The organism is Chondromyces crocatus (genome assembly GCF_001189295.1).
GTDB lineage: Bacteria > Myxococcota_A > Polyangia > Polyangiales > Polyangiaceae > Chondromyces > Chondromyces crocatus.
The window spans coordinates 1263304-1288097 of sequence record NZ_CP012159.1 but is presented as its reverse complement, the minus strand read 5'-3'; the positions used below and the strand labels follow the sequence as shown (position 1 = coordinate 1288097).

The window sequence follows — 24794 nt, the reverse complement described above, 5'->3', positions numbered from 1 at the left end:
CACCACCTTCGCAGCAGGCACGTCCTCCATCGTCCCAGACCCAGAGGCCCCTCGACCGGGTGCAGCCCCCCGACCGGGCGCATCCCGGTTCGCCTGTTCCGCGTCCTCCTGGGTTCCCGTGCTCAGCAGGGGCCGGCATGATGCGGCGCTCGCATGAGCGAACCGCCCAACGTCACCCTGACCGAGATCCTCCACGATCGTGGCGCCGCCGTGCTGTACAGCGGCGTCCGCGGCGCCGATGGCGCGCGCGTGATCGTCAAGGCGCTGCCCGCACACCACCTCGGTGGCCCCGAAGAGGCCCGCCTCCGGAACGAGCACCGCATCTTGCAGGGCATCGCGTCACCCTCGGTGCCCCGCGCCGTCGCCCTGCAAGGCCTCGACGGGGGCCTCGCGCTGGTGCTGGAGAGCGCGCCCGGGCGCCCCCTCGATGGCATCTTGCGGGAGCGTCGCCTCGCTCTCGTCGATGCGCTCACCATCGGCAGCGGGGTGGCGCGCGCGCTCGTGGCCGTGCACCGCGCCGGCGTGATTCACCGCGACGTGAAGCCCGCCAACATCACCGTGGACCTCGTGTCGGGTGCCGTCCAGCTCATCGACTTCGGCCTCGCCGTACGCCGCGACGCGGTAGGACGCAGCGAGGCGCTGGAGGGCAGCCTCGCGTACATCGCCCCCGAGCAGACGGGGCGGATGGATCGCAGCGTCGACGCGCGCAGCGATCTGTATGCGCTGGGGGTGACGCTGTACGAGCTGCTCACGGGCGCGCTTCCCTTCACGGTGACGGACCCGGTGGAGCTCGTCCATGCCCACCTCGCGCGGCCGCCGGGTGACCCTCGGACGATCGCCCCGTCGCTGCCACCGGTCGTCGCCGCGCTGGTGCTCCGGCTGCTCCACAAGGCCCCCGAGGATCGTTACCAGAGCGCGGCCGGCTTGCTGTTCGATCTGGAGGCGTTCACCTTGGGGCTCCACGATGTCGGCCACGTCCCCGACCTCACGCTGGGCGCGCGTGACGTGCCCGTGGCGCTATCGCCTCCCGAAGCGCTGTTCGCGCGGGAGGAGGAGCGCGCGCTGCTGCGCGACGCGCTGGATCGCGCGGCGGAGGGAGAGGCGGAGGTCGTCGTGCTCACCGGCCCTCCCGGGATCGGCAAGTCGGCCCTGCTGCGCGACCTCGCCGCAGAGGTGCCACGGCGCGGTGGTCGGGTCGGGGGAGGCAAGTGCGAACAGACGGGGCGTGCGGCGCCGTTCGCACCGCTCACGCAAGCGCTCGGCGCGATCTTCGTCGACATCGGGCGGGACGGTCCCGCAGCCTGTGCGCGCTTGCGCGAAGACATGGCCGACGCCCTCGGGCCGAATCGGGGCGTGCTGGTGGACCTCGTCCCGGAAGCCGGCGTGCTGCTCGACACGACGCCTGGAGCGTCGGAGCTGAAGCCGGAGGAGGCGAAGAACCGGCTCGTGCTGGTCATCGAGCGCGCTCTCGCCGCCGTCGCGGAGCAAGCGCGGCCGCTGACGCTGCTGCTGGACGATGTGCAGTGGCTCGATCCGGCGTCGGTCGGGCTTCTGCGCGAGCTGCTCCTGAGCCGGCGCGCCCGGGGCTTACTGCTGGTGGTCGCCATGCGCGACGGCGAGGGTGCAGGGGGGAGCGCGGCCGAGATCCGGGAGCTGCTCGACGCCCTGTGGCAGGCCGGTGTTCCGCTCCAGGAGGCGCAGGTCGCGCCGCTCGATGTCCATGGCATCACGGCCCTGACGGCGGACACGCTGCGCTTGCCGGGCTCGCGTGTGGGTGAAGTCGCAGCGGGCATCTTCGCGCGTACGGGAGGCAATCCGCTCTCGGCGATGACGCTCCTGCGCTCGCTGCACGAGGCAGGCGCGCTCTCGATCGACGCCGAAAGCGGCGTCCTCGAGGCCGACTTTTCGCTCGCCACTGCGGCAGCCGACGCGGCGGACGTGGCCGTACTGCTCGTCCAGCAGCTCGGTCGCCTCGCGCCGTGGACCCAGCGCGCGCTCACCTTCGCGGCGTGCCTGGGCCACAGCTTCGACGGCGAATCGCTGGCGACGGTGCTCGCGCTGCCCGACGAGGAGGCACTCACCGCGCTCGACGAGGCCCTCCGCGGGAGCTTCGTGCTGACCTCGCCAGGGGGACGTGGGTTCCGGTTTGCCCACGACCGTGTGCAGCAGGCAGCGCTCTCGCTGGTGAGTGAGCCCGAGCGGCATGTCATCGAGCGCGATGCCGGCCGCCGGCTGCGGGCGAAGGCGGGCGTGACTCCTGGTGACGAGACGCTGTTCTCGGCGGTGGCGCTGCTCAACGGGGCCGGAGCGCTCATCACCGATCCGGACGAGCGCCTCACCCTCGCGCGCGACAACCTGCACGCAGGTCAGCGAGCGCTCGGGCGTGCCGCATTCGCGGCGGCACAGCGCTTCTACGAGGCAGGCGCCGGGCTGCTCGACGAATTTCTCTGGAAGCGCGATCACGACCTGGCCTTCGCGCTCCTCTCGGGGCGCTCCGAGTGCGAGGCGGCGCGTGGGGACGCCGCGAGCGCACGCGCATGTCTGGACGCCCTCGATGGGCGCGCCTGCACCCCCGAGGAGCGGCTGCGCGTCGCGGCCGTGCGCGTGGACCTCTCCATGCGCGAGGGGAGGAACACCGAAGCCGTGGCCGTGGGGTGCGAGGCGCTGCGCGTCGCGGGCATCGATCTCCCGCCGACGGAAGAGGCGCGCCGTGATGCCCTGACGGCGGCCGTCGCGGAGGAGGTGCTCGCCCTGGAGCGGAGCCCCCCCGAAGCGCGCCTCGCCGCGCGCTCGATGACCGATCCGACGGCGCTTTCCACCGAGCGGCTGCTGCTCGCGCTCGGGATGCCTGCGTATTTCATCTCGTCCAGCCTCTTCGGCCTGCTCGGGAGTCAGTGGGTGCGGCTGCTGAGGCAGCATGGTCACTCCCGCCTCTCGGCCATGGGCTACGCGAACTTCGGCGCGTTCCTGACGACCATGGCAGGCGGCGCGGAAGCGCACGCCTTCGGCCGCCTCGCGCTCGATCTCGTCGATCAGCAGCAGAACCAGACGATCGCCTGCAAGGTCACGGAGACGGTCTGCGGCAACATCCTCTTCCTGTTCGAGCCACTCCGGGATGTCCTCGGGCACTTCCCCACCGCGATGCGCGCCGGGCTCGATGCAGGCGATCTGCTGCACGTGAACCACATCTGCGGTCACATCACGCCCATGCGCGTGGCCCTGGGAGATCCGCTGCGCGAGGTCGTCGCACAGACCGAAGAACTCATCCCCCTCGTCGACCGCTATGGCGACGTCTTCTCCATGGCGTGTTTGCGGGTCGCGCAGAGGACCGCACGCGCTCTGCTCGACGAGCCACGAGAGCCCCCTGGCCAGGAGCCTCCGGGCGACGAGCCGGACGCCTGGAGCGAGGCCGCCATCGACGAGATCTTCCGGCGCGAAGACTTCGCCAACCTCGCTGGCTTCTACCGCACCCAGCGGCTCGTGGTCCGGGTCTTCGACGAAGCGTGGTCGGAGGCGTTCGCCGAGGCCGAGGCCGCCGAGGCGAAGGGACCCTACGCGCCGGGACAGTTCTTTGCGACCGAGCTCGCCTTCTTCGCCTCCCTCGCGCGTCTCGAGGTGGCCCCTCCAGGGCCGGACACACCTCAAGATCAGCTCGCCGCCCACCGCGCGGATCTCCGCGCGTGGGCGCGCTCCTGCCCGGAGACCTATGCAGCGCGCCACTTGCTCATCGAGGCGGAGGTCGCCCGAACGCGTGGGGAAGAGCTCACGGCCATGCGCCTCTACGACGAGGCGCTCAGCGCAGCTCGGAGCGGCGAGATGCTGCGAGACGAGGCGATCACGGCCGAGCGCTGCGCCGCCTTCCACGCCGGTCATGGTCGCTCCCGCATCGCACGGGCTTACCTCGCCGACGCGCTGACGGCGTACCGCCGCGTCGGCGCCGGCGGGAAGGTGCGCCGCCTCGAGGAGCGCCTCTCCCGGCGCGTGTCGGCGGAGGTCACCGGGGGAGAAGCGGCCGTCACGGCCACCGCGGGCGCCTCCGCGCTGCTCGATGCCACGGCCGCGATCCGCGCGGCCCAGGCGATCACGACGGAGGTCGTGCTCGCCCGCGTCGTCGAGCGGCTGCTCCGGATCGTCGCCGAGGTCGCCGGCGCGGAGCGCGCCCTGCTCCTGGTCGAGCGGAATGGTCGCTGGTCCGTCGAGGCCCACCTCGGCCCGGACGATGTGAGGGGGGAGCGCGGCACCACCGGCGACGATGAGGCCCCTCACCCTGCTGCCGGGAGCCGTGGCCGCAACGGTCACCAGAACACGCTGGGCAAAGCGACGGGTTTCCCGGTGACGATCGTGCGTCAGGTCGCGCGCTCAGGGGGACCGATCCTGCTCGCAGACGCGGCGCGCGCCGATGCCTTCGTCCTCGACCCCTTCATCGAGCGGTTCAAGCCGCGCTCGGTGCTCTGCATGGAGGTCGCGCATGCCGCTCGGCGCGCGGGCATCCTGTACCTGGAGAACAATGCCGCCCGAGGCGCCTTCGCGCCCGACCGCATCGAGCCGCTGCGTGCCATCACGGCCCAGGCCGCCATCGCCATGGAGAATGCACGCCTCTACGAGCAGCTCGAGGCCACCACGGCCGACCTGCGGGAGTCGAACGCCTGGCTGGAGGAGGCCGTCGCTCGCCGCACGGCCGAGCTGCGACGCGAGCTTGCCGCCCGCGAGGCCGCCGAGGAGGCTCGCGCGCGCCTCACGGAAGAGATCATCTCGGCGCAGCAGGAACGCATCGCGGAGCTGTCCGCCCCCATCCTTCCGATCGCCGAGGGCGTGGTGCTCATTCCCCTCATCGGGAGCATGGACGAGTCGCGCGCCGCCGTCGTGCTCGGCGCGGCCCTCGACGGGGCGAGCGCCTGGTCTGCGAGAGTGGTGCTGCTCGATGTGACGGGAATGAAGGGCACGGGTGGTTCGGTGGCCTCCTCCCTCGTGCGCACGGCGCGCGCCCTCGCGCTGCTCGGGGCGGAGGCGGTGATCACGGGGATGCGCCCCGAGGTGGCGCGAGAACTCGTGGAGACGGGCGCTGAGCTTCTGGGGGTGACGACGCGCAGCTCGCTGCGGAGCGGGATCGCGTATGCGCTCCGGAACGCCGCCGGAGGCCGTCGCCGTTGAGGTGCTGCCTGTCTGCGAGGGTCCCTGAGGCTGCGTGGCTCGCGCGGTGCGCCTCAACTCGGGACACGCTGGGCCGACGGCGTGGTGGCCACCCATCGGGCAAACGCTTCGGCGCCCTCACGCTGGAGGGGATCCTCGCCGCGCAGGTGCGCCTCCACCTCGATCAGCGAGTCGGCCCCCCAGAACAGCTCCTCGCCCACGAGCATGGTGGGGACGCCGAAGACCCCTGCCGCGAGCGCCTCCTCCGTCTGACGGCGCAGCCTCGCCTTCGCCTCGGCCCCCTGCGCGTCTCGGACGATCACCGCCCCGTCCAAGCCTGCCGCCGTCGCGACCTCGCCGAGCTGCTCTGGTCCCTCCACCCCTTGGCCTTCTGCCCAGACGGCCTTGAACAGCCCCTCGATCAAACGACGGCGTGACACCTCTGGCAGAGGGAGGGACGCCGCCCGCATCGCCAGCAGGGGATTGAACGGGTGATGCGGCGGTGACCGGAAGGGCACGCCGAGTCGATGAGCACGCCGCAGCACGTCCTTGAAGAGGTAGAGACGCTTGGGCGCGACCTCGGCGGGCCCCTTGTTCCCGTAGTGGTTCAGCATCGCCGCGAACAGCACGGGCTCCAGGTCGACCACCGCGCCGACCCGCTCGGCCAGCGCGTGGATCTGCGTCCAACCCAGGTAGGCATAGGGGGAGATGATGTCGAAGTAGAACCTGATGCGCGCCGGCTGCGAGGTCATGGCGGCATCTTGCCCCCGGTCGCCTGCGGGATCGAGCGTCCTCACGAGCGCTCCTCGTGTGACGAACGCTCCTCGCGCGCATGCCCCGCGCAGGGCCCGAGGCGACGCGCGATCGCCAGCGATCTCACGCAGGCCCGAAGCGCCTCCACAGCGACTCGAACTCTCTCACGAAGGGCTCGACCAGCCGGGACTCTCCCGTCGCGATCAGGTTCTCTTCGTTGTATCTGGCCGCGCTACGGGTCCAGTTGTAGCTTCCGGTCAGCAGCAGGCGGCCGTCGAACACCGCGAACTTGTGGTGCATGTGGAACTCGGTGCGATCCATCCGCACCGGAACGCCAGCGCGTGACAGCCGATCCACATCCGAGCCGGCGTCCATCGACTTGTCGTTGTCGGTGATGAGCCGGACCCTCACGCCACGTCGATGGGCTTCGAGGATGGCTTCCGCGAGGCGATCGTCCGTGACGGTGAAGACGCACAGATCCATCGACCGTCGCGCCTGCTGGATCTGCGTGCGAATCATCTCCAGGCAGCCTTCCCCCGGACTGAAGGCCACCTCGGCCACGTGGACGGGTGCACTGCGTTCGCCGCGCTGTGCGCGCTCCTCCGCGCCGCGCAGGCGGTCTTCGAGCGCCCGCGCACGCTCCTCGGCGTTTCGCGCACGCTCCTCGGCGGCCCGCAACCGCTCCTCGGCTCCCCGCCCGCGCTCCTCCGCAGCCCGAAGCCGCGTCTCCTCCCCCGTCCGCGACGCCGGCTCCCGCCGTGACGCCGGCCTGGAACGCGGCAGCTCGTCCAGATCACGCCGAGATCGCGCCCCCGACGGGCCTTCGCGCGGCATCGTCGACCGTGCACGCTCCTCGGCGGCCTTCGCCCGCGCCTCGGCCTCCTTCTCGCGCTGCACCGAGCGCCGCGTGCGCTCTTCTACCTGGGTGAGCCTGGTCTCGGCTTCCATCTCTCGCTGGAGCGCCTTGCGGGCACGATCGCCTGCCGAGACGGTGCGTGCTTCCGCCGTCTTCGCCCGTTGCTCCGCCCGTCTGGCGCGCTCCATGGCCTTCTCGACATTCGCCTCCGCTTCTTCGAGTCGTCGCTCGACGCGCTTGAGTTTCGCGGTCGCCAGCGAGGTGAGTACCGCCGGTTCGGGGGTCGCCGAGACGGTCACGGCCGGCGCCAGCGCGGGCACTTCCGCCGGCGACAGCAGCGCCCAGAGTCGGTCGCGGAGGCGTGCGAAGAAGCCCACGTCTCGGATCGTGCGCTGTCAGCGGGTCGCTTTCAACGACAGGCAGCCACATGAGCGCCTGATCCCGGCGCCCCCCGACCCATCCCACCTCCGACGCGAACGTCAGCCCCCGCTTCGACGCTGACACGAGCGTCACCGGGCTCTTCGGCGCTTCGGCTTTGGCCTGGTGACGATATCGTCCCAGGCAGCCATGGCGTAATCGACGGAGCGGTCGAGCAGTTCTGTCGGAACACCGTCGCGCGCTTGGATCGACATTCCATTCAGCACCGTGCCGTAAAACGCAGCGATCCCCTCAACATCCGCGTCGCTGGGCAGCTCCCCTTCGGCGACGCCCCGTTCCAGTCGCTCGCAGAGCTTGTGAACGGTCTCACGGCGGCAGTTGGTCAGGTAGCGGCGCACGCCCTCGTGCTCCGGCGCCCCCAAGTTCGCCGCCAGCACCACCATGCAGCCGCTCGGTCGCTCCGAGCTGGCGTGACCACGCGCGCTGCCCCGTAGCACCGCCTCCACAGCGGCACGTGCGGTCGGCTGCTCCTCCAGAGCCCGCACCGTGGCCGAACCGTCTGTGCGCGTGTAGAGTTCGATGGCCTCCCGGAAGAGCGCCTCTTTGCAGCCGAAGGCTGCATACAAGCTCGGCCGGTTGATGCCCATCGCAGCCGTGAGGTCGCCGAGGGACGCGCCTTCGTATCCCTGCTCCCAGAACACCTTCATCGCTTGCCGTAGCGCGACAGCTCGATCGAAGCTACGCGGACGGCCCCGTTCGGCCATGTCGTCTCCTTCTGTACCGATATAGAGATAATTCTTCGACCCGTTCGCGACAACTTCTAGGCCCTCACGCCACGGCCTGGCAGGGAATGCTGGGACTGCAAGGAGACAGCTCGCTGGAGGGGGAAGGCGGGGTCGGCAATGTCGGCGCCGCGCGACGACAGCCCGAGAAGCGAGGTCGACCACGCCCTCGCTCCGCTGCGATCGGCGACATTCCGAGAAACTGCGTAGCAACGTCCGAAAAACCACGTAGCTACGTTACGTGTGGAAAACGGTGCGGAGCCCGAGGAGGGGGAGCCGCCTTCACGGCGACGTACGGCTCAAAGAATGATGCAGCCGGTGCAATGAATGATTTCCCCGTGGGAATGACACTCGCCGCAAATGATGACGATCACCTTGCCATCCGCGCTGGGTTCGGTGCCTGGCAATACGCGCCCTTGGGCGATGTCTGCCTGGAGTTCAGGATCACTGGCCAGCACGATCCGGATCGCCGTTCCATTGGGCTCGATTCCCATGGAGGCCATGTACACCGAGAGCACGTATTCACCGCGATGGCTGCGCACGAGCACGCGATCGAGCAGGGAGGCGTCGAGGTATTCGATGATGAAGCCCGTATCGGGCCTGGTAATGTCGACGAGGAGCCTCTCTCCCTCAGGGAGCGCAGCGAGCATGTTCTCCGTGACACGAGTGACACGCGCTTCTTCGAGCCGATCCTCGAAGAGCGGAGCCGCCTCTTCGTCATTCGCGTCCACCGTGCAACCCACCCCCCGCGGCCAACGTGAAGCCAGCAACCAGCAGCGCGAAGAACTTCCTCATGGTGCCTCCTCGGATGAGGACGAACCACCGCTCCATGCAATGACGCCCGATGTGGCAATCAGCATTTGCGGCAAACGTCGGAGCAACAGCCATTCTATGTGTATTCGCTTTCCTGCTTCAATCACCGAAACGTAGACCAGGCCACAAACATCACCCTTCACCATCCAGATCTGACAGAGGATTCCCTTGGTAGTGACTCGCGGAATCGACTCGGCAGACCTCTCCAGCGCTGCGCGAACCGCATCCAGTGACGTCGTTATCGAAGCCGGACCGTCTTCGGCGCGGTGATGGGCACGCCCTTGAATGCCGGGACGCGGATCCCGGCGAAGGCGCCTTCGATGCAGCGCACCAGCGCTTGGTCTTGCACTGGGTTCTGAGGGGTGACGTTCTCCACGCCGCCATCCGTCCCGAAGACGACGCCGAGCCGGAGGAGACGCTGTGTCCCGTCGGCGCCGCGGCAAGCACGCGCGCGCTGAGCGCCATCGTGGAGTGCAGCGTAGGCGGCGCCGAGGTTGAACAGGCCTGGGTCCTGACGCTCCTCGATCCCGACGGGGGCCGGCGCGGTCGGCGTCTCCGGGATGAGCGCCTCGACCTGCTCGAGAAGCGTCTGATCGGGTGGAAGGCGAGGGATCCCCGCCGGCGGGGGGACCTCGGAGGGCTCCTTGGGGCGCTGCTGGAGCTGCTTCAACAGGCTCTCGGCGCTCTCCTTGCTCGCGAGCGCTTCGGCCAGGCTGCGCAAGGCGCTGTAGTAACGGAAACGCTCCTCGTCGGCGCTCTTCTTGAGCACGGCGAGCTCGGATCGGGTGCGCTCGGCGAGGGCCTGGTGTGCCAGCGCCTGCTCCTTCTGGGCGAGAGCACCGTGCTCGGCCTCGAGGGCGCGGCTCTCTCCGGCGAGGGCGCGCTCCTTCTCTTCGCGGATGTCGATGATGTAACGCCCGATGCCGCCGATCAGGGCGGCGTTGAAGGCCGCGAAGAGGACGCCCGCGGCGAGGCGACGTCGGGTGCGGCCGCGCAGCGCCGCGGAGAGGAAGCGGCTGCCCGTGAGGCTCAGGGTGACGCTCCCACGGCGCGCGAGCTCGTGTGCGGCTGTGAGGCTGCGCCCGCGCCAGAGCAGGTCGTCGTCCGAAGCCTCTTCGGCCCAGTGCGTCGCAGCACGCTCCAGCCGCTCGGCGAGGAGGCGGTCGTGCTGCACGTCGGCGAGCCAGGCGCGGAGGCGCTCCCACTGGGTGAGAAGCGCGTCGTGGGCGAGGGCGACACCGTCTCGCTCACGCACGAGCAAACGAGCCCGCTCCAGGAGGGTGATGGCCGCGCGCACGTCGGCCTCGTCCCCTGCACCGAGCTCGACGAGGAACTCGATCGAGCGGGTCGCGCGGGTCCCATCGAGCGTGACCAGGGCGAGGAGAAGGCGACGCAGCAGGGGCGTCGGGAGCCCCGCGGCCTCGGCCCGTTCGAAGGTCGCTTCCGCGTAGCGCTGGAGCGCACCGGCGATCCCGCCGACGGCGCGCATGCCTTCGCGGGTGAGCTGGCGGCGCTCCTGGTCGCGCTCGGACCAGAGCCGGGTCATCGCGAACTCGACGAGAGGCATGGCGCGCGCAGAGCCCTTGAGCGCTGCGAGGAGTTCGCGGCGGAGCGCGGCGTCCTCGAAGGTGTAACCGTAGCTGCCGAGCGCTGCGTCGATCACCTCCCCCCAGGCGGCGTCCTCGATCGGCGAGACGAGGACGGCGCCGCGGAGCAGCGCGCGGCCGAGGGCCGCGTGGGCAAGCAGCGGGTCGAGGAGGTCTCGCCGTGCCGTGACGAGCACGCGTATGCCAGGCAAGGGGCGCTCGCCCAGGCGTGACAGGAGCTCGATGAGCCAGACGCGGCTCTCCACGTGCGCCGAGCTGCTGCCGGCGAGCGTGGAGAGCTCCTCGAGCTGATCGACGAGCAGGACGAGGCCTCTCCCTTCACGCTGGCTCCAGGCGACCATGTCCGTCGCGACGTCGACCGGGGAGCGAGAGACGTCGAGGCCCACATGAAACAGGGCCGCCGCGAGGGCATTGCGAGGATCGGGCCCTGGCGTGATCGCGGCCGCGTCCCAGCGACGCGGCCCACCGAGCGCGCCGTCGGTGACCGCCGGGAGCACGCCGGCACGCGCCAGGCTGCTCTTGCCGCTGCCCGAGGGGCCGAGCAGAGAGACGAGACCGTTCGAGCGCAGCGCCTCGATGGTGGCGGCAATCTCGACCCGTCGACCGAAGAAGATGTCGCGGTGCTGAAGTTCGAACCGCTCGAGGCCGCGAAAGGGACCTTCCTCCTCGGGCGGCAGCGCCGTGACGCGGGTGCCCAGCGATCCGCGCAGGCGCTCCAGTTCGATGGCCACCAGCTCGGCGGAGTGGGGACGCTTCGCAGGATCGGGATCGAGGAGCGTGTCGAGAAGGCGCTCCAGCTCGGGCGGGGCCCCCGGCAGGACCTCGGTGAGGCGTGGCGCGCGCGCTCTGCCTTCGAGGACGTCCCCACGGAGGGTGCCCGTCCCGGCAGCGGGGATGCGCCCCGTGAGGCACACGAACAGGACGGCGGCCAGGCCATACAGATCGCTGGCCATGGTGGCGGGGCGCATCTCGCGCCAGCAGACGGGGTCGACGTAGCCGAGTTTGCCCCCCACCCGGGTGAGAGGGCCGGCAAGGTCGGCTATCTCTTCGGGTCCGAGCTGCACGGCGTCAGGGAGCGCGCTGAGCGCCGTGCCCCCCAGCGCCTCGGGAAAGTCGGTGCCGAGAAGGAGCTCTCGCGCCCACGCGGCCGTTGCACCACCATCCAGGATACGGCTCTGGGGGAGGGCGGCCGCGATGCCGAAGTCGATGAGCTTGCAGGCGCCGGAACCACCGAGCAAGAGCGACGAGGCGATCAGGATGTTCGTGGGAGAGAGGTCACGGTGCACGAGCCCCGCGGCGTGGACGGCGGCGAGCGCCGAGGCCATCGCGGCGCCGAGCTCCAGCACCTCGGCCACAGGCAGCGGCCCCATGTCGCGGAGCCGGTCGCTCAGCGACTCGCCCGCGATGTATTCCATGGCGAGGCCGGCGACGCCGCGCGCCTCGTCGATGGGCAAGGCATAGAACCGGACGATGTTGGGGTGCTCGACCTGGCACAGGCGCCGTGCTTCGTCGATGATCGCGCGGTCGGCTTCGGGGGGCTCCCCTTCGCGCCGGGCATCGAGGCCGAAGAGCTTCACCGCCGCGAGCCGGAGCGTCGTGTCTCCGTAGACCTCCTCGGCGAGCCACACGGGAGCAAAGCCCCCGCGACCGAGCTGGCGTTTCAGTCGGTAGGGGCCGAGAACGCGCTGCGCTTCGGGCAGCGAGAGGAAGCGTCGCACCGGGGTGGAGAGATCGAGGGGCACGTGCAGTTCCCGAGGTCAGGCGCGGGGCGGGTGACCCAGAGGGGAGTGGGTGCCAGGGAGCGCCGGCGGGACCTCCACCTTGGAAGGCACGCCTGGCAAAGGGCCTCTGCGCCACGCTGCGATGTCGCGCGGGATGATGACCGCACCGTGTCCGGCGGCATCGACGACGCAGGCCCCCTCGGCAGTGAAGCCGATCGCGAGCAAGGGAGGTGCCCCGACGTCCTGCTGGAAGTAGACGCGCCAGGAGGCATTCGCGAGGCCGGCGTGCCGACGTAGCACCGCCCTGCCCGTGACGAGCCAGGGGACGCCCACCGGATCGAGGCCCATCGCCACCGGACGACCGGAGATCTCCAGCTCCTCGACGGTGACCGACGCGCGGTCGAAGGAGAGCACGAAGCCTTCTCCGGCGGCCCACGAGGTGCGATCCGCGCCGCAGAGGGCGATCTCCAGAGCAGCGCGCTGGTTGACCCCTTGCGTGTAGACGCTCGCTTGACCGTCGAACCCGAGGAACAGCGCGCGCCCTCTGCCACGTGCCGAGCCACCGACGACGAGGGTGCCGTAAGGCCCGGAGGCGAGGCTCTTCACTCGACCTCCGAGCGGCAAGATGGTCGGGCCGCTCCAGCGGATGCCGTCACGCGAGGTCCACAGCTCGGGCCCGCCATCGCTGTCCTCGGTCTCCGCCGTGACCACGCCGAAGACCCTGCCGTCTCCGATCGCCGCCTCGATGGGGCCCAGCAGTGGGCGCTCGGTGCGCGCCGGATGGCCCCCCTGAAGCCCAGCTCCAGGCGCATCCGCAGGGTGCACGGGCAAGGGAACATCGCGGAAGACGCCAGCCTTGAGCAAGCGGATGTGCCGCGGCCCGATGAGTGCGAAGCCGCCACCAGGACCACGAACGACGTGGCTCACAGTGGCGATGGTGGAGCGCTCCTCGGGAGGGACGTCCACCTCGAGGGGCGGGCCATCGCTCAGCAGGAACAAGCGCGCACCGAATCGCGCGAGGGCACGACCGTCGGGCTGGAAGGCGACGCTCCCCGGGGTCGCTTGCCGGATCGAGGCGCCAAGCCCTCGGGTGAGATCGAGATCGACCAGTTCCGCCAGCGGGACGATCGAGACCACGCCGTCCGTCTCGCCAGCGGGCTGGGTCGTGCGGAACGAGGTGGAGGCGATGCTGCGCTGGGCTGCGCGATCGACCGAGCGCGCGGCGCATGCATCCAGGAGCGGGAAGAGTCTCGCCACGAACGCCTCGACGCTCTCGAAGCGGGGCTCCGCCGTCGCCGGGCAGAGGATGCGGCGTGGCGTCGGGACGGTGCGAGGCAGCCGTGGAGAAGCGCCCCGCGCGAGGAGCACGTCGATCTCGTCGAGCAAGCTGGCCTCGGTGGCGAACGCGGGGTGCAACCGCCGCGCGCCGCGCAAGGGCCGCCGCTCACCGGCACGCCAGGCTTCGTCGGCGCGCCCTGCGCACCAGTGCTCCCCCGTGATCAGAAACCAGATCACGGCGGCGAGCGCATGAACGTCGGTCCAGGTACCGATGAGCGGGTTGCGCTCTCCCGGGCGGGAGAGGAGCTGCTCGGGCCCTGCATACTCCCAGGTGAGCGCCGCCATGGTCGTGAGGATGCCCTCGACGCGCGCGACGCCGCAGTCCGAGATCTTGGGCGTCTCGTCGTCGATCGGCCCGACCACGAGCACGTTGTCGGGCTTCAGATCCCGATGGATGACGCCCTCCTCGTGCAGAGCGCGCACCCCTTCGGCGATGCCTTGCGCGAGGCGGAGCGTCCGCACCGGGTCGCACCCCTCGCCCGCACGCCCGACACGATCGGTGAGCGAGGTGCCTGCAGCGCCTCCGTCGACCAGCTCGAGCGCGATCCAGGGCAAGCGAACCGCACGCGCCCCCGCGAGGACATCCACGAAGCCGCGCCCGTAGAAACCCACGACGAACTCCGTGGGCGGGCGGCGCTCCATCATGCGCCGAAGCGAGGTCACCTCGCGCTCGAAGGTCGCCTCGTGCGCGAGCCCCGCCATCTCCAGTTCGTGCACGGTGGCCGGCTTCATCATCTTGATGACGAGGCGGCGCGGAGTGAGGGGCGACAGCTCTTCCGAGCGGCGGGTCGCGTCGAGCTCGGCGAGGAAGACCGTCGACATGCCGCCGACACCGAGACAGTCGAGCAAGGTGACCCCCGTCGGGAGGCTCGTCGTGGCTTCGAGGAGGGGCGGAGCGCCCCGGGCGAGATCGCGCAGATCCGGGTCCGTCGACCGGAGGAGGCTCGCCATGGCGTCAGCAGTGTACATGAAGCAGTACGGGTCGCCTGGTCGAAGCGTTGCTCACCGGGACGGGAAATGCCCGCGGCGGCCTCGACTGGTCATCCGCGGGGGCGGAGAATGGTGGGCTCCTGAACAGGCGACCGAACGCCTCATCGCCATGGCGTTCCACGCGCACCTCGCATGCAGGAAGAAAGCAGCCAGGCGGAACGAGAGAGGTAAACTGGGGGCGTGAGGACATGGGTCATGACCGCCAGGACGGTGAGCTGGGCGGCTCCGCCGACAGCCCCCTCGTGCGCCGGACGCAGATTCATCGCGTCAGGGCGGAGCCAGCGTTCCCGTTGGTCGACAGCAGGAGGACGGACGCGATGAGGCGCTCCTCCCCTCCCGCGTCACTCTCCACGAGAGAGCTCGTGGCGCTGCTCTCTCCAGCGCTGGGTCCCGAGCGAAGCCGTGGCGTCATCCTCGACGCGGCTCAGGACCTCGGACTCCGTACCAAGGCGCTCGCCTGGCTCGACGACCTCACGTGGGAGGAGGGTCTCGCAATCCTGAGCCGCCTCGCCCAGGGGAATGGCGCCTTGGCCGTGGCCGCACGGGCCGCCTACGACCAGCTCACGAAGCCATCGATCTTGCCTCCTCACGAGGAGGTCCCCAGTGACGCCAGTGACAGCACAGAAGCGCAACCGGGTGCTGGGCCTCATGTCTCGATCGATCGTTTGAAGTCGCTGCTGGCGCCTGCCATCGGCGCCGAGACCAGCCACCAGATCGTGACGGAGGCGGCGGCCGCGCTGGAGCTCGGGCACGAAGATCTGACGTTGCCGGAGGCGCTCTCCGTGCTCAACCGCATCGCCACCTCGTCCGGACTCGTCGGGGTGACGGCGCGTTTCGCAATGGTGCGGCTGCCCAGGACCCTGGTCCGCCGCGAAACGGGCGTCGGCGTGCGATCCCTGCACGACGGCGACGCTGGGACCTGAGCCACGGTCGGTTACTTGTCCCTCCCCCTGACCGGGTGCCAAGATCGAGGTGCATGCTGTCCCAGCGCTCCTGGTTGCTTCCGGCGGTGGCTTCCGTGTCCCTCACGGCGGCTTGCAGTGGGAGCGGGCACACGGCGGCCGATTCGTTCTGGAGCTTCTCGACGACCGAAGAGGGGACCCCTCAAAAAGGGCGACGCACCGAAGAGCTGAATCAGAGCGCCCTCGTGGCCGACCCGCTCACGACGTCCAGCAACAAGGAGGCACCGTCCGCCTTGATCGGGGTGCGTCATGATCTGATGCTGGCTCCCTCCCCGAACCGGAAGGAGCGATGCAGCTGCCTCGCCGTCGAGGTAGGCGACCTCCAGGACCGTCGCTTCCAGTGGGTGGCAGGCGCCCCGGAGGTCGATGAACGCGCGCTCGCCTTCGCGTTGAGCGCGCGCGGCGTGACCTGTCCAGGGGGTAACGCCGACGAGGAAAAGCGGCGCCCCTCCATCTCGGCCGTCGATCAGGAAGGCAACGATCTCATCGTGGAAGTGGAAGAACTCCCGGAGGGGCGCCCGCTCGCTGCTGGAGCGGTGATTCCACGGCCGGCAGCGGGAGGCGCGATCTACGTGAAGGGGCGGAGCGGTGCGCTCCCCTATGCGCGAACGACTGGCGCTGGTCGCTGCAAGGTGTACTGAGCCCCCTGACGTCTCGATGCGTCAGCGAGGCCGACAGCGGAAGAGGGTGTGGCTGATCCCCAGCCCATCCACGTCTTCCTGGATCTCGAGCCCCGCCGCTTCCACGCAGCGAATCAGATCGCGCGAGTGGTACATCCGGCTCGTCCCGTTGGCGAGCGCGGTGAAGTACAGCGAGGTCGCCTGCAGGCAGTAGGCCGCCGCGGCGTTCCGCTGACGATCCCAGTAGGTGTCGAGGATGTAGAGCGAGCCCTGAGGGGCGAGTGCCGCAGCGCCGCGGCGCACGAGCTGCACCACGTCCTCCTCCGGAAAGCAGCACAGAAACTGGCTCATCCACACGACATCAAAGCCGGTGGGGAAGGGCTGCGTCGCATCGAGGAGATCGAGGGCATGCCCCCCGACACGCCCCGCGAACCCGGCAGCGGTCACATTCTCCGCAGCCTTCGCGAGCTGACCCGGCAAGTCGAGGATCGTCACCTGAACGTCAGCGTCATGGCGCACGCACTGCAACGCGAACCGACCCGTGTTGCCTCCCACGTCGAGAAGTCGGCGCGGCCGGTCCTGAAACACCCGCGGCAGCACCGCCGGGAAGGCGCTGTCGGAGTAGTAGTGATCGAAGCGGAACCAGCTCTCCTGCGCCTTCGGAGGAAGCTTGCTCAGCCCCTCGTAGATCGTCGGCCAGTCGCCGAACACCGCGAGCCCGGCGGGCCGCCCCTCGCGAATCGACGCCTCCAGCTGCGGCATGCCGGCGTAGCAGACGTCGCGCACGAAGTCGGCGTTCGCGCGGGTCATCGCGTCCTGAAGAAAGACCGAACCGAGCGGCGCGAGACGGTAAGGCCCCTCGGGCTCCAGGGTGCCCACAGGCTCCACGAACGCCATCCCCAGCCCCGCCTCGATGAGCACCCGCGCGCCGTACACCGAGACGCCAGCCTCGTGCGCCATCGCTTCCACGCGGAGCCCCGCAGCGCCGGCCGACTTGAGCACCGCGAGGATGCCGAGGTCCCTCAGCAGCATCGCGGCGTGGAACATCATGGGCCCGAAAGCGATGCGCTGCGCCTCGAAGCGCAGCTCCCGGGGCGCGCTCGGCCCCTTCTTCACGTCGTCCTGCATGGAGTCGCTTCAGGTCTCCGGCCAGTGGGCCTCGAACAGGTGCTCGACCCCCTTCGCCAGCAGCACATCGAACTCGGGCAAGGTGCCGAGCCGCTGCGCCACCGTACCCGGTACCCCCGCCCGGCGTCCGAAGACCACCGCGCGCCCCAGCGTGTCTCTCGACATCGCCCGGAGCGTCGAGGGCGCATAGGTCGTGGCCACCACCTGGCCGCTCGTCTGGGTTGCGCCTTCCAGGATCTGGACCAGCCGCCGCACCTGCGCTGGGTGCAACCCCTGCTCCAGCTCCTCCATCAAGACCAACGAGCCTTCGGGTGCGGTCAACACGGCCGCGATCTTGCCGAGAATCCGGAGGACGCCATCGGAGAGGCTGCGCGCGGAGATGCGGACCTCGTCCTGCTCCAGGATGCACATCAGCACGTCCCCGAGGTCGGTCTCGATGAATTCTATACCCACCCGTTCGGGTGCGTAGAGCGCCGACAGCAGGCCCAGGAGCTCGGCCTTCCTCCCCTCGTCCTGACAGATGCGATGCATCGTGGCCGAGAGGTTCTCACCGGCGGTCCCGAGATGATCGAGCGAACGATGGGCGTAGCCACGCATGCGGGACGGCGACAGGTCGAGGGACAAGGTGCTGCGCATCGCCTGCTGCAGGGCATGGCACAGCTCCACCACGTCATTCAGGCGCACACCCTCACCGCGCCCACGGTGGTGCTCGATCTGGCCGAGCAGGCTCCGCCGCGCCGGGTGCCGGTCACTGCCCGCGCGAAGTGAGCGACCTCGCTTCGAAGGGCTCGAACCCGGACCGAAGCCGTCCCACCCTTTCAGCGACATCGCCGGCGTATCGAACAGCACTCCCAATCCCTGCGCGCGCAACGCCTCGTGCTCCACGAGCGGCTCCGAGCCGACACGCACCGTGATCTCGTGGGTCAGCTCTTCGCGCCCCAGCGCCCAGCGGCTCTCGAGCGTGAAGCTTTTCGCTCCGCCGCGCGCGACCTCCTCGGCACGCCCCCGCAGGCCTGGCCAGATCTCCCGCCCTCCCTCGGTGCGCCCCCGGAGCACGTCGGCGAGCGGCAGGTCGAGCCCGATGCCTTGAAGGAGTCGTATCGCGTCGAGGAAGTTGCTCTTCCCCGAGGCGTTGGCGCCGAGCAGCACCGTGAGCGGCGAAAGCTCCACGGTCTGGTCGGAGAAGCTCTTGAAGTTCCGAAGCCGGAGGGAGGTCAGCATCGTCTTGGGCTCACAGGATCGGCCTGCTGCATGGTGCCGGTACGAGGTCCGGATGTCCAGGGCCGCACCGTCACGATGCCACGCCGACCGAGCACGTTGCGCCCTGCGCGGAGGATTCACGATGCGCGCAGCGCCCGCGCTCGGGCCTCGACACCATCGGCACAGACGATCTAGCGTCGCCGGAACATGGTGAGTTCGATCTACTTCTTCGGAGCTGGGCGGGCAGACGGCGACGCAACGATGAAGGCCCTCCTCGGGGGTAAAGGCGCTGGGCTCGCCGAGATGAGCCGCCTCGGTGTGCCGGTACCGCCAGGGTTCACCCTCACCACCGAGGTCTGCACCGCTTTCTACGCTGGCGGCGGTGCGCTGCCCGATGGGGTCGAGGAGGAGCTGCGAGAGGCCATCGGACGCGTCGAGAAGATCGTCGGTGGCGGGTTCGGGAGCACCACCGCGCCCCTCCTCGTCTCGGTCCGCTCGGGTGCGCGCGCCTCGATGCCGGGGATGATGGACACCATCCTGAATCTCGGGCTGAACGACGCCATCGTCGCTGGCCTCGCCGAGCGGACGGGCAACGAACGGTTCGCGCTCGACGCCTACCGGCGCTTCATCCTGACGTACGCCGGCGTGGTGCTGGGCGTGGAGCGCGAGCAGTTCGAAGAAGCGCTCGTCACTGCCCGCAGGAAGGCCGCCACGGCACTGAAGATCGATCACTCCCGGCTCAACAACGCCGAGCTGGAGCGCAAGGTGCCCGACTCGGCGCTCGATCCGGAGGCCCTCCGCGGCCTCATCGCACGTCAGAAGGAGATCGTCCTTGCCGCCACGGGCAAGTCCTTCCCCGACGATCCGTGGGCCCAGCTCGAAGGCGCGATCCACGCCGTCTTCGGGAGCTGGAACAACCAGCGCGCGAAGGTCTACCGCAAGATGCACGGCATCCCCGAGAGCTGGGGCACGGCTTGCACGGTGCAGGCCATGGTCTTCGGCAACATGGGGGATGACTCGGGCACGGGCGTGGCCTTCACCCGCGATCCTTCGACCGGCGAGCGGCGCTTCTTCGGCGAGTGGCTCCCGAACGCGCAGGGAGAAGACGTCGTGGCCGGCGTACGCACCCCTCACCCCCTGTCGAAAGGCGGCAGCGACGACGAGCGCAGCCTGGAGGTACGCATGCCCCAGGCCTTCGCTCAGCTGATGGAGGTGCAGGCCCGGCTGGAGCACCACTTCCGTGACATGCAAGACATGGAGTTCACCATCCAGGAGGGCTCGCTCTACCTCTTGCAGACCCGCAACGGCAAACGCACGGGCCGCGCTGCGGTGCGCATCGCGGTCGAGATGGTGAAGGAAAAGCTCATCACCCAGAACGAGGCCGTCCTGCGTGTCGACCCGGGATCCATCGATCAGCTGCTGCATCCGAGCCTCGACCCCTCGGCGCCCAAGGAGATCCTCGCTCGGGGCCTGCCTGCGAGCCCCGGCGCTGCCACCGGCGAGATCGTGTTCACCGCCGACGAGGCAGAGCGCCGAGCAGCGCAGGGCAAGGCCGTCATCCTGGTGCGCGCCGAGACGTCGCCGGAGGACATCCACGGAATGAAGGCCGCGCGAGGCATCCTCACCGCGCGTGGCGGCATGACCAGCCACGCAGCCGTCGTCGCACGCGGCATGGGCAAGAGCTGCGTCGCCGGGTGCTCGTCGGTGAGTGTGGGTCGCGACATCGTCACGGTGTCCCTCTACGACGACGATGGCCGCCCCACGGGCTCGAAGTCGCTGAAGGCGGGGGACGTGATCACGCTCGACGGTGGCTCCGGTCGCGTCTACCTCGGCGCCATCCCCACGGTGCCTGCCGCGCTGAGCGGCGAGTTCGGAGAGCTGATGGCCTGGGCGGATGGGGTCCGGCGCATGCGGGTCCGAGCGAACGCGGACACCCCGCACGACGCCCGCACGGCGCGCAACTTCGGCGCCGAAGGCGTGGGGCTCTGCCGCACCGAGCACATGTTCTTCGACGAGAAGCGGATCGAGGCCATGCGCGAGATGATCCTCGCCGGTGACAAACACGCGCGTCACCGCGCCGTGGACAAGCTGCTCCCCTACCAGCGTGACGACTTCACGGGCGTGTTCCGTGAGATGGCAGGCTTGCCCGTCACCATCCGCCTGCTGGATCCCCCGCTGCACGAGTTCCTGCCTCAGGAGAAGGCCCAGCTCGAGCAGATGGCCCAGGTGCTCGGAGTCAGCGTGGCAGAAATCGTACGCAAGAACGAGGAGCTGCACGAGTTCAACCCCATGCTCGGCCACCGCGGCTGCAGGCTCGCGGTCACCTACCCCGAGATCTACGAGATGCAGGTGCGCGCCATCCTCGAAGCCGCCTGCGACGTGGCCGCAGAAGGCGTCGACGTGCACCCCGAGATCATGATTCCTCTCACCATGACCCAGCGCGAGCTCACCTTGATGCGCGAGCTGGTCGACCGCATCGCCGAGCAGGTCTTCTCCGAGAAGGGCCGCAAGGTCAGCTTCCACTTCGGCACGATGATCGAGCTACCACGCGCCGCCATCCGCGCCGGAGAGATCGCCGAGCACGCGGAGTTCTTCAGCTTCGGCACCAACGACCTCACGCAGACGACCCTGGGCATCTCGCGCGATGATGCCGGCAAGTTCCTCGGCGCCTACGTCGACCTCGGCATCTTCCCGAGCGACCCGTTCCAGTCGATCGACGTCGACGGAGTCGGCGCGCTCGTCGAGCTCGCGTCCGAGCGCGGTCGGGCGAAGCGCCCAGGGATCCACCTCGGCGTGTGCGGCGAGCACGGCGGCGATCCCGCGTCCGTCACCTTCTTCGAGAAGGTGGGACTCGACTACGTGTCCTGCTCTCCCTTCCGTGTCCCCATCGCGCGCCTCGCGGCGGCCCAGGCGGCCCTCAACGCCGGTACGCACGGCGGCCCAAAGGCGACCGACTAGCGCGGGCCGCACGCCGTCTCTCGCGACGCCCACCTCTGCGCCCACCATCAGCGCATCGTTCCCCTTTTCCCGTCCCCCTCCGCATTCCCGCACGCTCTTTACAGGGGCGACCGGGCGATGCACCCTGTCCTACATGGGCATCTTCGACCGGATGGGGAAGGTCATCTCCAGCAACGTCAACGCGCTCCTCGACAAAGCGGAAGATCCGAAGAAGTCGCTGGATCTCATCGTCGAGGAGATGAAGGACCAGATCCGCGCCGCCGAGAAGGAGCTGGTCGACGCGGTGGCGGCCGAGAAGGTGCTCCGCAGAAAGGTGGAAGAGCTCGACGTCGAGGCCGAAAAGTGGGAGCGCCGCGCCGAGCTGGCGCTCAAGGCCGACGACGAGAAGCTCGCGCGTGAAGCCCTCGTGCAGAAGAAGCGAGTCGTCGGCGAGCGTGACCGCGCGGAGGCCATGCGCGCCGAGCAGCGCTCCACCGTGCTGAACATGAAGTCCGAGCTCGACCGCATGAAGGGGAAGCAGCAAGAACTCGAAGCCAGGAAAGGCACCCTCGCAGCCCAGCTCCGACAGGCCAAAGCTGGAGGCGGCACCGAGTCGCTCGGTGCCAAGCCCGGAGGCGGAGCCTTCGCCGAGTTCCGCCGCATGGAGGATCAGATCGAGGGCCAGGTCGCCCAGGTCGCCGCAGCGCGTGAGGTTGATGATGTCCTCAAGAGCGGAGGGCTGTCCTCCGCGGAGCTGGAGGCCCGCTTTGCTCAGCTCGAGGGCCGCGGTGGCGCTTCGGAGAGCGAGGACAAGCCAGGTGGCGCTGCCATCGACGACGAACTCGCCGCGCTGAAGAAGAAGATCCGCATCGGGGGTTGAACCAGCGGGCGCATGCGCCTCGCAGGTTCAGCCACCTCGCAGGCTCAGCCCTGCTTCCGACCCAGCGTGAACACGTTCGGAGACGAGGTGCGCTCCGGCGTCGAAGGACGCTCTGGCGCCGCTCGCGTGGACTCCGGCGCCATGCTCATCCGAGGCTGCGCTCGCAGCATCGTCAGCACCAAGGTGATGCCCCAGCCGTCGTTCGTGCGGAGCTCCGCCTGACCATGGCTGTCTTCGACGGCGACGATCAACCTTCCCAGCGTCTCCAGCCCGGCGGGCGCCGTGCTCGGCGCGACCAGCACCCGCTCCAGCGCCGACTCGGGCAACCCCATGCCGAAGCCCACGTCGAGGACTGAAAGCTGCGGCCCCTGTGGCGTCTCTCGCACGGACACCACCGGCTGATGACCCGGAAGCGCACGCGACGACATGTCGAGCAAGAAAGCCTCGAGCGCCTGGGCCAGCTCGCTGCGATGCCCCAGCGTGTGCGTCGCACCCCGAATGGGCTCGAGCTTCAGCGGACGTCCCGACGATCGACCGCAGGCCGTCACCGCCTCGGTCACCAGCTCGCCCAGCGCGAAGGTCACCAGCGGATCGAAGGAGTCTCGCCCCGTGATCGACCGCACGTTCGCCGCTGATGCCGAGACCTCCGCGCGGGTCAACGTCGCCACGTAACCCGCGATCCAGGACAGCCCTTCGGCTTCCTGGCGCACCGCGCGCACGTGGAGCACGCCCGGCTCCGGTCCGGTCACCGGCAAGTCCAGCCCTTCGTCGCGCTCCATCACCCGGGAGAGGATCTGTGATGATGCGCGCCCACTCGATCCCTTCTCCGCCCCGATGCCACGCACTGCCGCGAGCACATCGCCCAGCGACAGCGAGCCTGGCGCGAGTGTACCGCCCGGTCCATCAGGCGGCGTCACCACATCGCGACCCTTCAACCACGCCGCAAATTCACGGCTCACCACCCGCACGTCGCCGAACGCATCGGCCACCAGCGCCGCGGCAGGCACACCGCGAATCGCCGCGCCCAGCAACCGAAGATCCCCGAGCGCGCCGCGCACCCCATCGACCAGTTCCTCCTCGGCACCGGCCACCGCGCCCTGCGCTGCTGCACCGCGGGCCAGCCTCCGACGTCGCGCCAGCAGGCCCAGCTCGCGGCCCAGACGCTCCGCGCGTTCGGGCTCCCGAGCGAACGCCGACTCCGCCGCGCTCCCGCACAGGAACACGTACCCTTCCAGCTCCCCCGACGCGAGCAGCGGGACGGCGATCACGGGCATCTCCGCGCGCGACAGGAAGCCCGTGAGGGCCTGGATCTTGTACACGCCCGGCGCGTCGCTGAACGGCGAACGGCGAACGTCACGTCGCTGCTCGGCCACGATCCGCTCGCCACCTTGCCGCTCGTTCCAGAAGCGCAGGTGCCACCGGGAAGGCGGAAGATCAGCCACGAGCACCACCTCCGACGGGTGTGCTTGCTCGGCGAGCCTTGCCACCCGCAGCCAGAACTCCGCGTCGGGGAGGCTGCGGATCTCTTCCAGCCGGCCCTGCTTCGTCCGCTCGAGCAGCTCTCCCGCCCGTCGCGCTGCGGAGGACGTCCTGCGCGTCCCTGCCGCAAGCACCCCAGCAAACGCGAGTCCCAGCCCGACCACTGCGCTCGCGAGCGCCAGCAAGCTTGCAGGGATGCGACCTGCCAGCAGCACCTGCCCACCGAGCAGCACCGCCACCATCGCCACCATCACGACCGACGCGGCGAGCACCCCGCGACGCACCGCGAACCGCATCGACAGGCCGGCGGCGAGCACGAAGAGCGGCGCGACCCAGCGCGGTGCCTCCTGACGCGCTCCGCCCTCGAGCAGTCCTCCCAGCGCCGCTGCTGCACCATCGCCCGGTGGCAACGCGCCCTCTTCACCCACCGCGACGAGCGCGACCCGACCACGCAACACCGTCGCCGGCACCGCCTTGCGGTCCAGATCACCGAGGCTCACCACAGGAACCGACTCACGACCCCGAGGCATCACCCACGGCGACGACTCCTGACCGAACACACCGAAGGCAGCCGCAGCCCCAGGCCCGAACCCCACCACCGAACCACCCCGCAGGTGGAGGTCGCTCACGGCGAGCGGCGCGACCGGAGGCGACGCTCCCTCCTCCAGCTTGCACAGCGTCTCCGTGGGCTCGAGCAAGAGCGCACCGCGCGCCTCGCCACGCCGCAGCGCTTCTGCCAGCGCGCGATCGCAACCCCCTGCTCGCAAGGCCTCGGGTGAGACGGTGAGCAGCGCCACCCGCTCCGACGGCGCAGCATCCCCCACGGCCATCAGGGCCCACGCGCGCGCGGCAGCGTCGGCGTCTGCGAGCGGGGACACCGCCGCCACCAGCATCCCTGCCGCCATGGCCGCCGCGTCGACGTCCAACCACGCCGGCAGTCCCCGGGCGGGACCAGACGCCATCGGCCGCGCAGTGCGGAATGGCTTCGGGATCCGCGGACGGAAGAAGTTGGCCATGGTGATCAAATGAGAGCGCTAGCACACTTGCCAGGGACATCCTGGTTCGCAACCAGCATTCGCGGGGATGCCAAGAGTTCCCTCGCGACTAGCCATGGTAGCGGCCCCGAACCGCGGAGGCGACACCTGCGTGGGGTCATTGGTCATGGACGCATGGCCTGGCTCACATCGAAGGGCAGCTCCCCTCTTCTCCGCGTGGGCCAA

The 24794-nt window shown here is 69.8% G+C and carries 14 protein-coding genes; 5 read left to right on the top strand and 9 right to left on the bottom strand.

Translation table 11 applies throughout. The features are described from left to right. Nucleotides 1-153 precede the first annotated feature (153 nt). A complete protein-coding gene (locus CMC5_RS04865) occupies nucleotides 154-5151 on the top strand; it encodes an AAA family ATPase (protein WP_050429322.1) in 4998 nt (1665 codons plus the stop codon). Nucleotides 5152-5204: 53 nt separating this feature from the next. Here the strand turns inward: CMC5_RS04865 and CMC5_RS04860 are convergent, their stop codons facing one another. The 6 genes from CMC5_RS04860 to CMC5_RS04835 all read right to left on the bottom strand — a co-directional run bounded on the left by CMC5_RS04860 (nucleotide 5205) and on the right by CMC5_RS04835 (nucleotide 14347). Continuing rightward, the gene (locus tag CMC5_RS04860) at nucleotides 5205-5927 is read right to left on the bottom strand and encodes a 2-hydroxychromene-2-carboxylate isomerase (protein ID WP_245678297.1); all 723 of its coding nucleotides are present in this window, start codon (nucleotides 5925-5927) and stop codon (nucleotides 5205-5207) included. 79 nt (nucleotides 5928-6006) lie between these two features. After that, nucleotides 6007-7116 (bottom strand): phospholipase D-like domain-containing protein, encoded by a 1110-nt coding sequence (locus CMC5_RS47230; protein WP_050429321.1) that lies wholly within the window; start codon nucleotides 7114-7116, stop codon nucleotides 6007-6009. A 132-nt stretch (nucleotides 7117-7248) separates the two neighbouring features. Continuing rightward, nucleotides 7249-7881 carry a TetR/AcrR family transcriptional regulator gene (locus CMC5_RS04850; RefSeq protein WP_050429320.1) on the bottom strand — a complete coding sequence of 211 codons (633 nt, stop codon included), beginning with the start codon at nucleotides 7879-7881 and terminating at the stop codon, nucleotides 7249-7251. A gap of 317 nt (nucleotides 7882-8198) precedes the next feature. After that, nucleotides 8199-8549 carry a hypothetical protein gene (locus CMC5_RS04845; protein ID WP_156338210.1) on the bottom strand — a complete coding sequence of 117 codons (351 nt, stop codon included), beginning with the start codon at nucleotides 8547-8549 and terminating at the stop codon, nucleotides 8199-8201. Between the two features lie 401 nt (nucleotides 8550-8950). Next, nucleotides 8951-12061, bottom strand: coding sequence for a serine/threonine-protein kinase (locus CMC5_RS04840; RefSeq protein WP_050429318.1), 3111 nt, complete (start codon nucleotides 12059-12061; stop codon nucleotides 8951-8953). A gap of 15 nt (nucleotides 12062-12076) precedes the next feature. Further along, nucleotides 12077-14347 carry a serine/threonine-protein kinase gene (locus CMC5_RS04835; protein WP_050429317.1) on the bottom strand — a complete coding sequence of 757 codons (2271 nt, stop codon included), beginning with the start codon at nucleotides 14345-14347 and terminating at the stop codon, nucleotides 12077-12079. 338 nt (nucleotides 14348-14685) lie between these two features. Between CMC5_RS04835 and CMC5_RS04830 the strand changes: the two genes are divergently transcribed. Together CMC5_RS04830 and CMC5_RS04825 are read left to right on the top strand one after the other, a co-directional pair. Continuing rightward, entirely contained in the window at nucleotides 14686-15291 is a 606-nt protein-coding gene (locus tag CMC5_RS04830) for a hypothetical protein (RefSeq protein WP_156338209.1), read from the top strand. 53 nt (nucleotides 15292-15344) lie between these two features. After that, nucleotides 15345-15971: a hypothetical protein gene (locus tag CMC5_RS04825; protein WP_050429315.1), complete on the top strand. Its 627-nt coding sequence runs from the start codon at nucleotides 15345-15347 to the stop codon at nucleotides 15969-15971. A gap of 21 nt (nucleotides 15972-15992) precedes the next feature. On the opposite strand, the gene CMC5_RS04820 is transcribed toward CMC5_RS04825, so the two are convergent. Both CMC5_RS04820 and CMC5_RS04815 read right to left on the bottom strand, forming a co-directional pair. Beyond that, complete coding sequence (locus CMC5_RS04820) at nucleotides 15993-17078, bottom strand: SAM-dependent methyltransferase (RefSeq protein WP_050429314.1); 1086 nt, start codon at nucleotides 17076-17078, stop codon at nucleotides 15993-15995. Nucleotides 17079-17087: 9 nt separating this feature from the next. After that, nucleotides 17088-18299 carry an AAA family ATPase gene (locus tag CMC5_RS04815; RefSeq protein WP_050429313.1) on the bottom strand — a complete coding sequence of 404 codons (1212 nt, stop codon included), beginning with the start codon at nucleotides 18297-18299 and terminating at the stop codon, nucleotides 17088-17090. 186 nt (nucleotides 18300-18485) lie between these two features. Here CMC5_RS04815 and ppdK point away from each other — a divergent pair, with 186 nt between their 5' ends. Both ppdK and CMC5_RS04805 read left to right on the top strand, forming a co-directional pair. Further along, nucleotides 18486-21236: a pyruvate, phosphate dikinase gene (ppdK, locus tag CMC5_RS04810; protein WP_050429312.1), complete on the top strand. Its 2751-nt coding sequence runs from the start codon at nucleotides 18486-18488 to the stop codon at nucleotides 21234-21236. Nucleotides 21237-21369: 133 nt separating this feature from the next. Next, complete coding sequence (locus tag CMC5_RS04805) at nucleotides 21370-22095, top strand: PspA/IM30 family protein (protein WP_050429311.1); 726 nt, start codon at nucleotides 21370-21372, stop codon at nucleotides 22093-22095. Between the two features lie 44 nt (nucleotides 22096-22139). Here CMC5_RS04805 and CMC5_RS04800 read toward each other — a convergent pair whose 3' ends face one another. Further along, nucleotides 22140-24590, bottom strand: coding sequence for a hypothetical protein (locus CMC5_RS04800; RefSeq protein ID WP_179955509.1), 2451 nt, complete (start codon nucleotides 24588-24590; stop codon nucleotides 22140-22142). Between the last annotated feature and the right edge of the window lie 204 nt (nucleotides 24591-24794).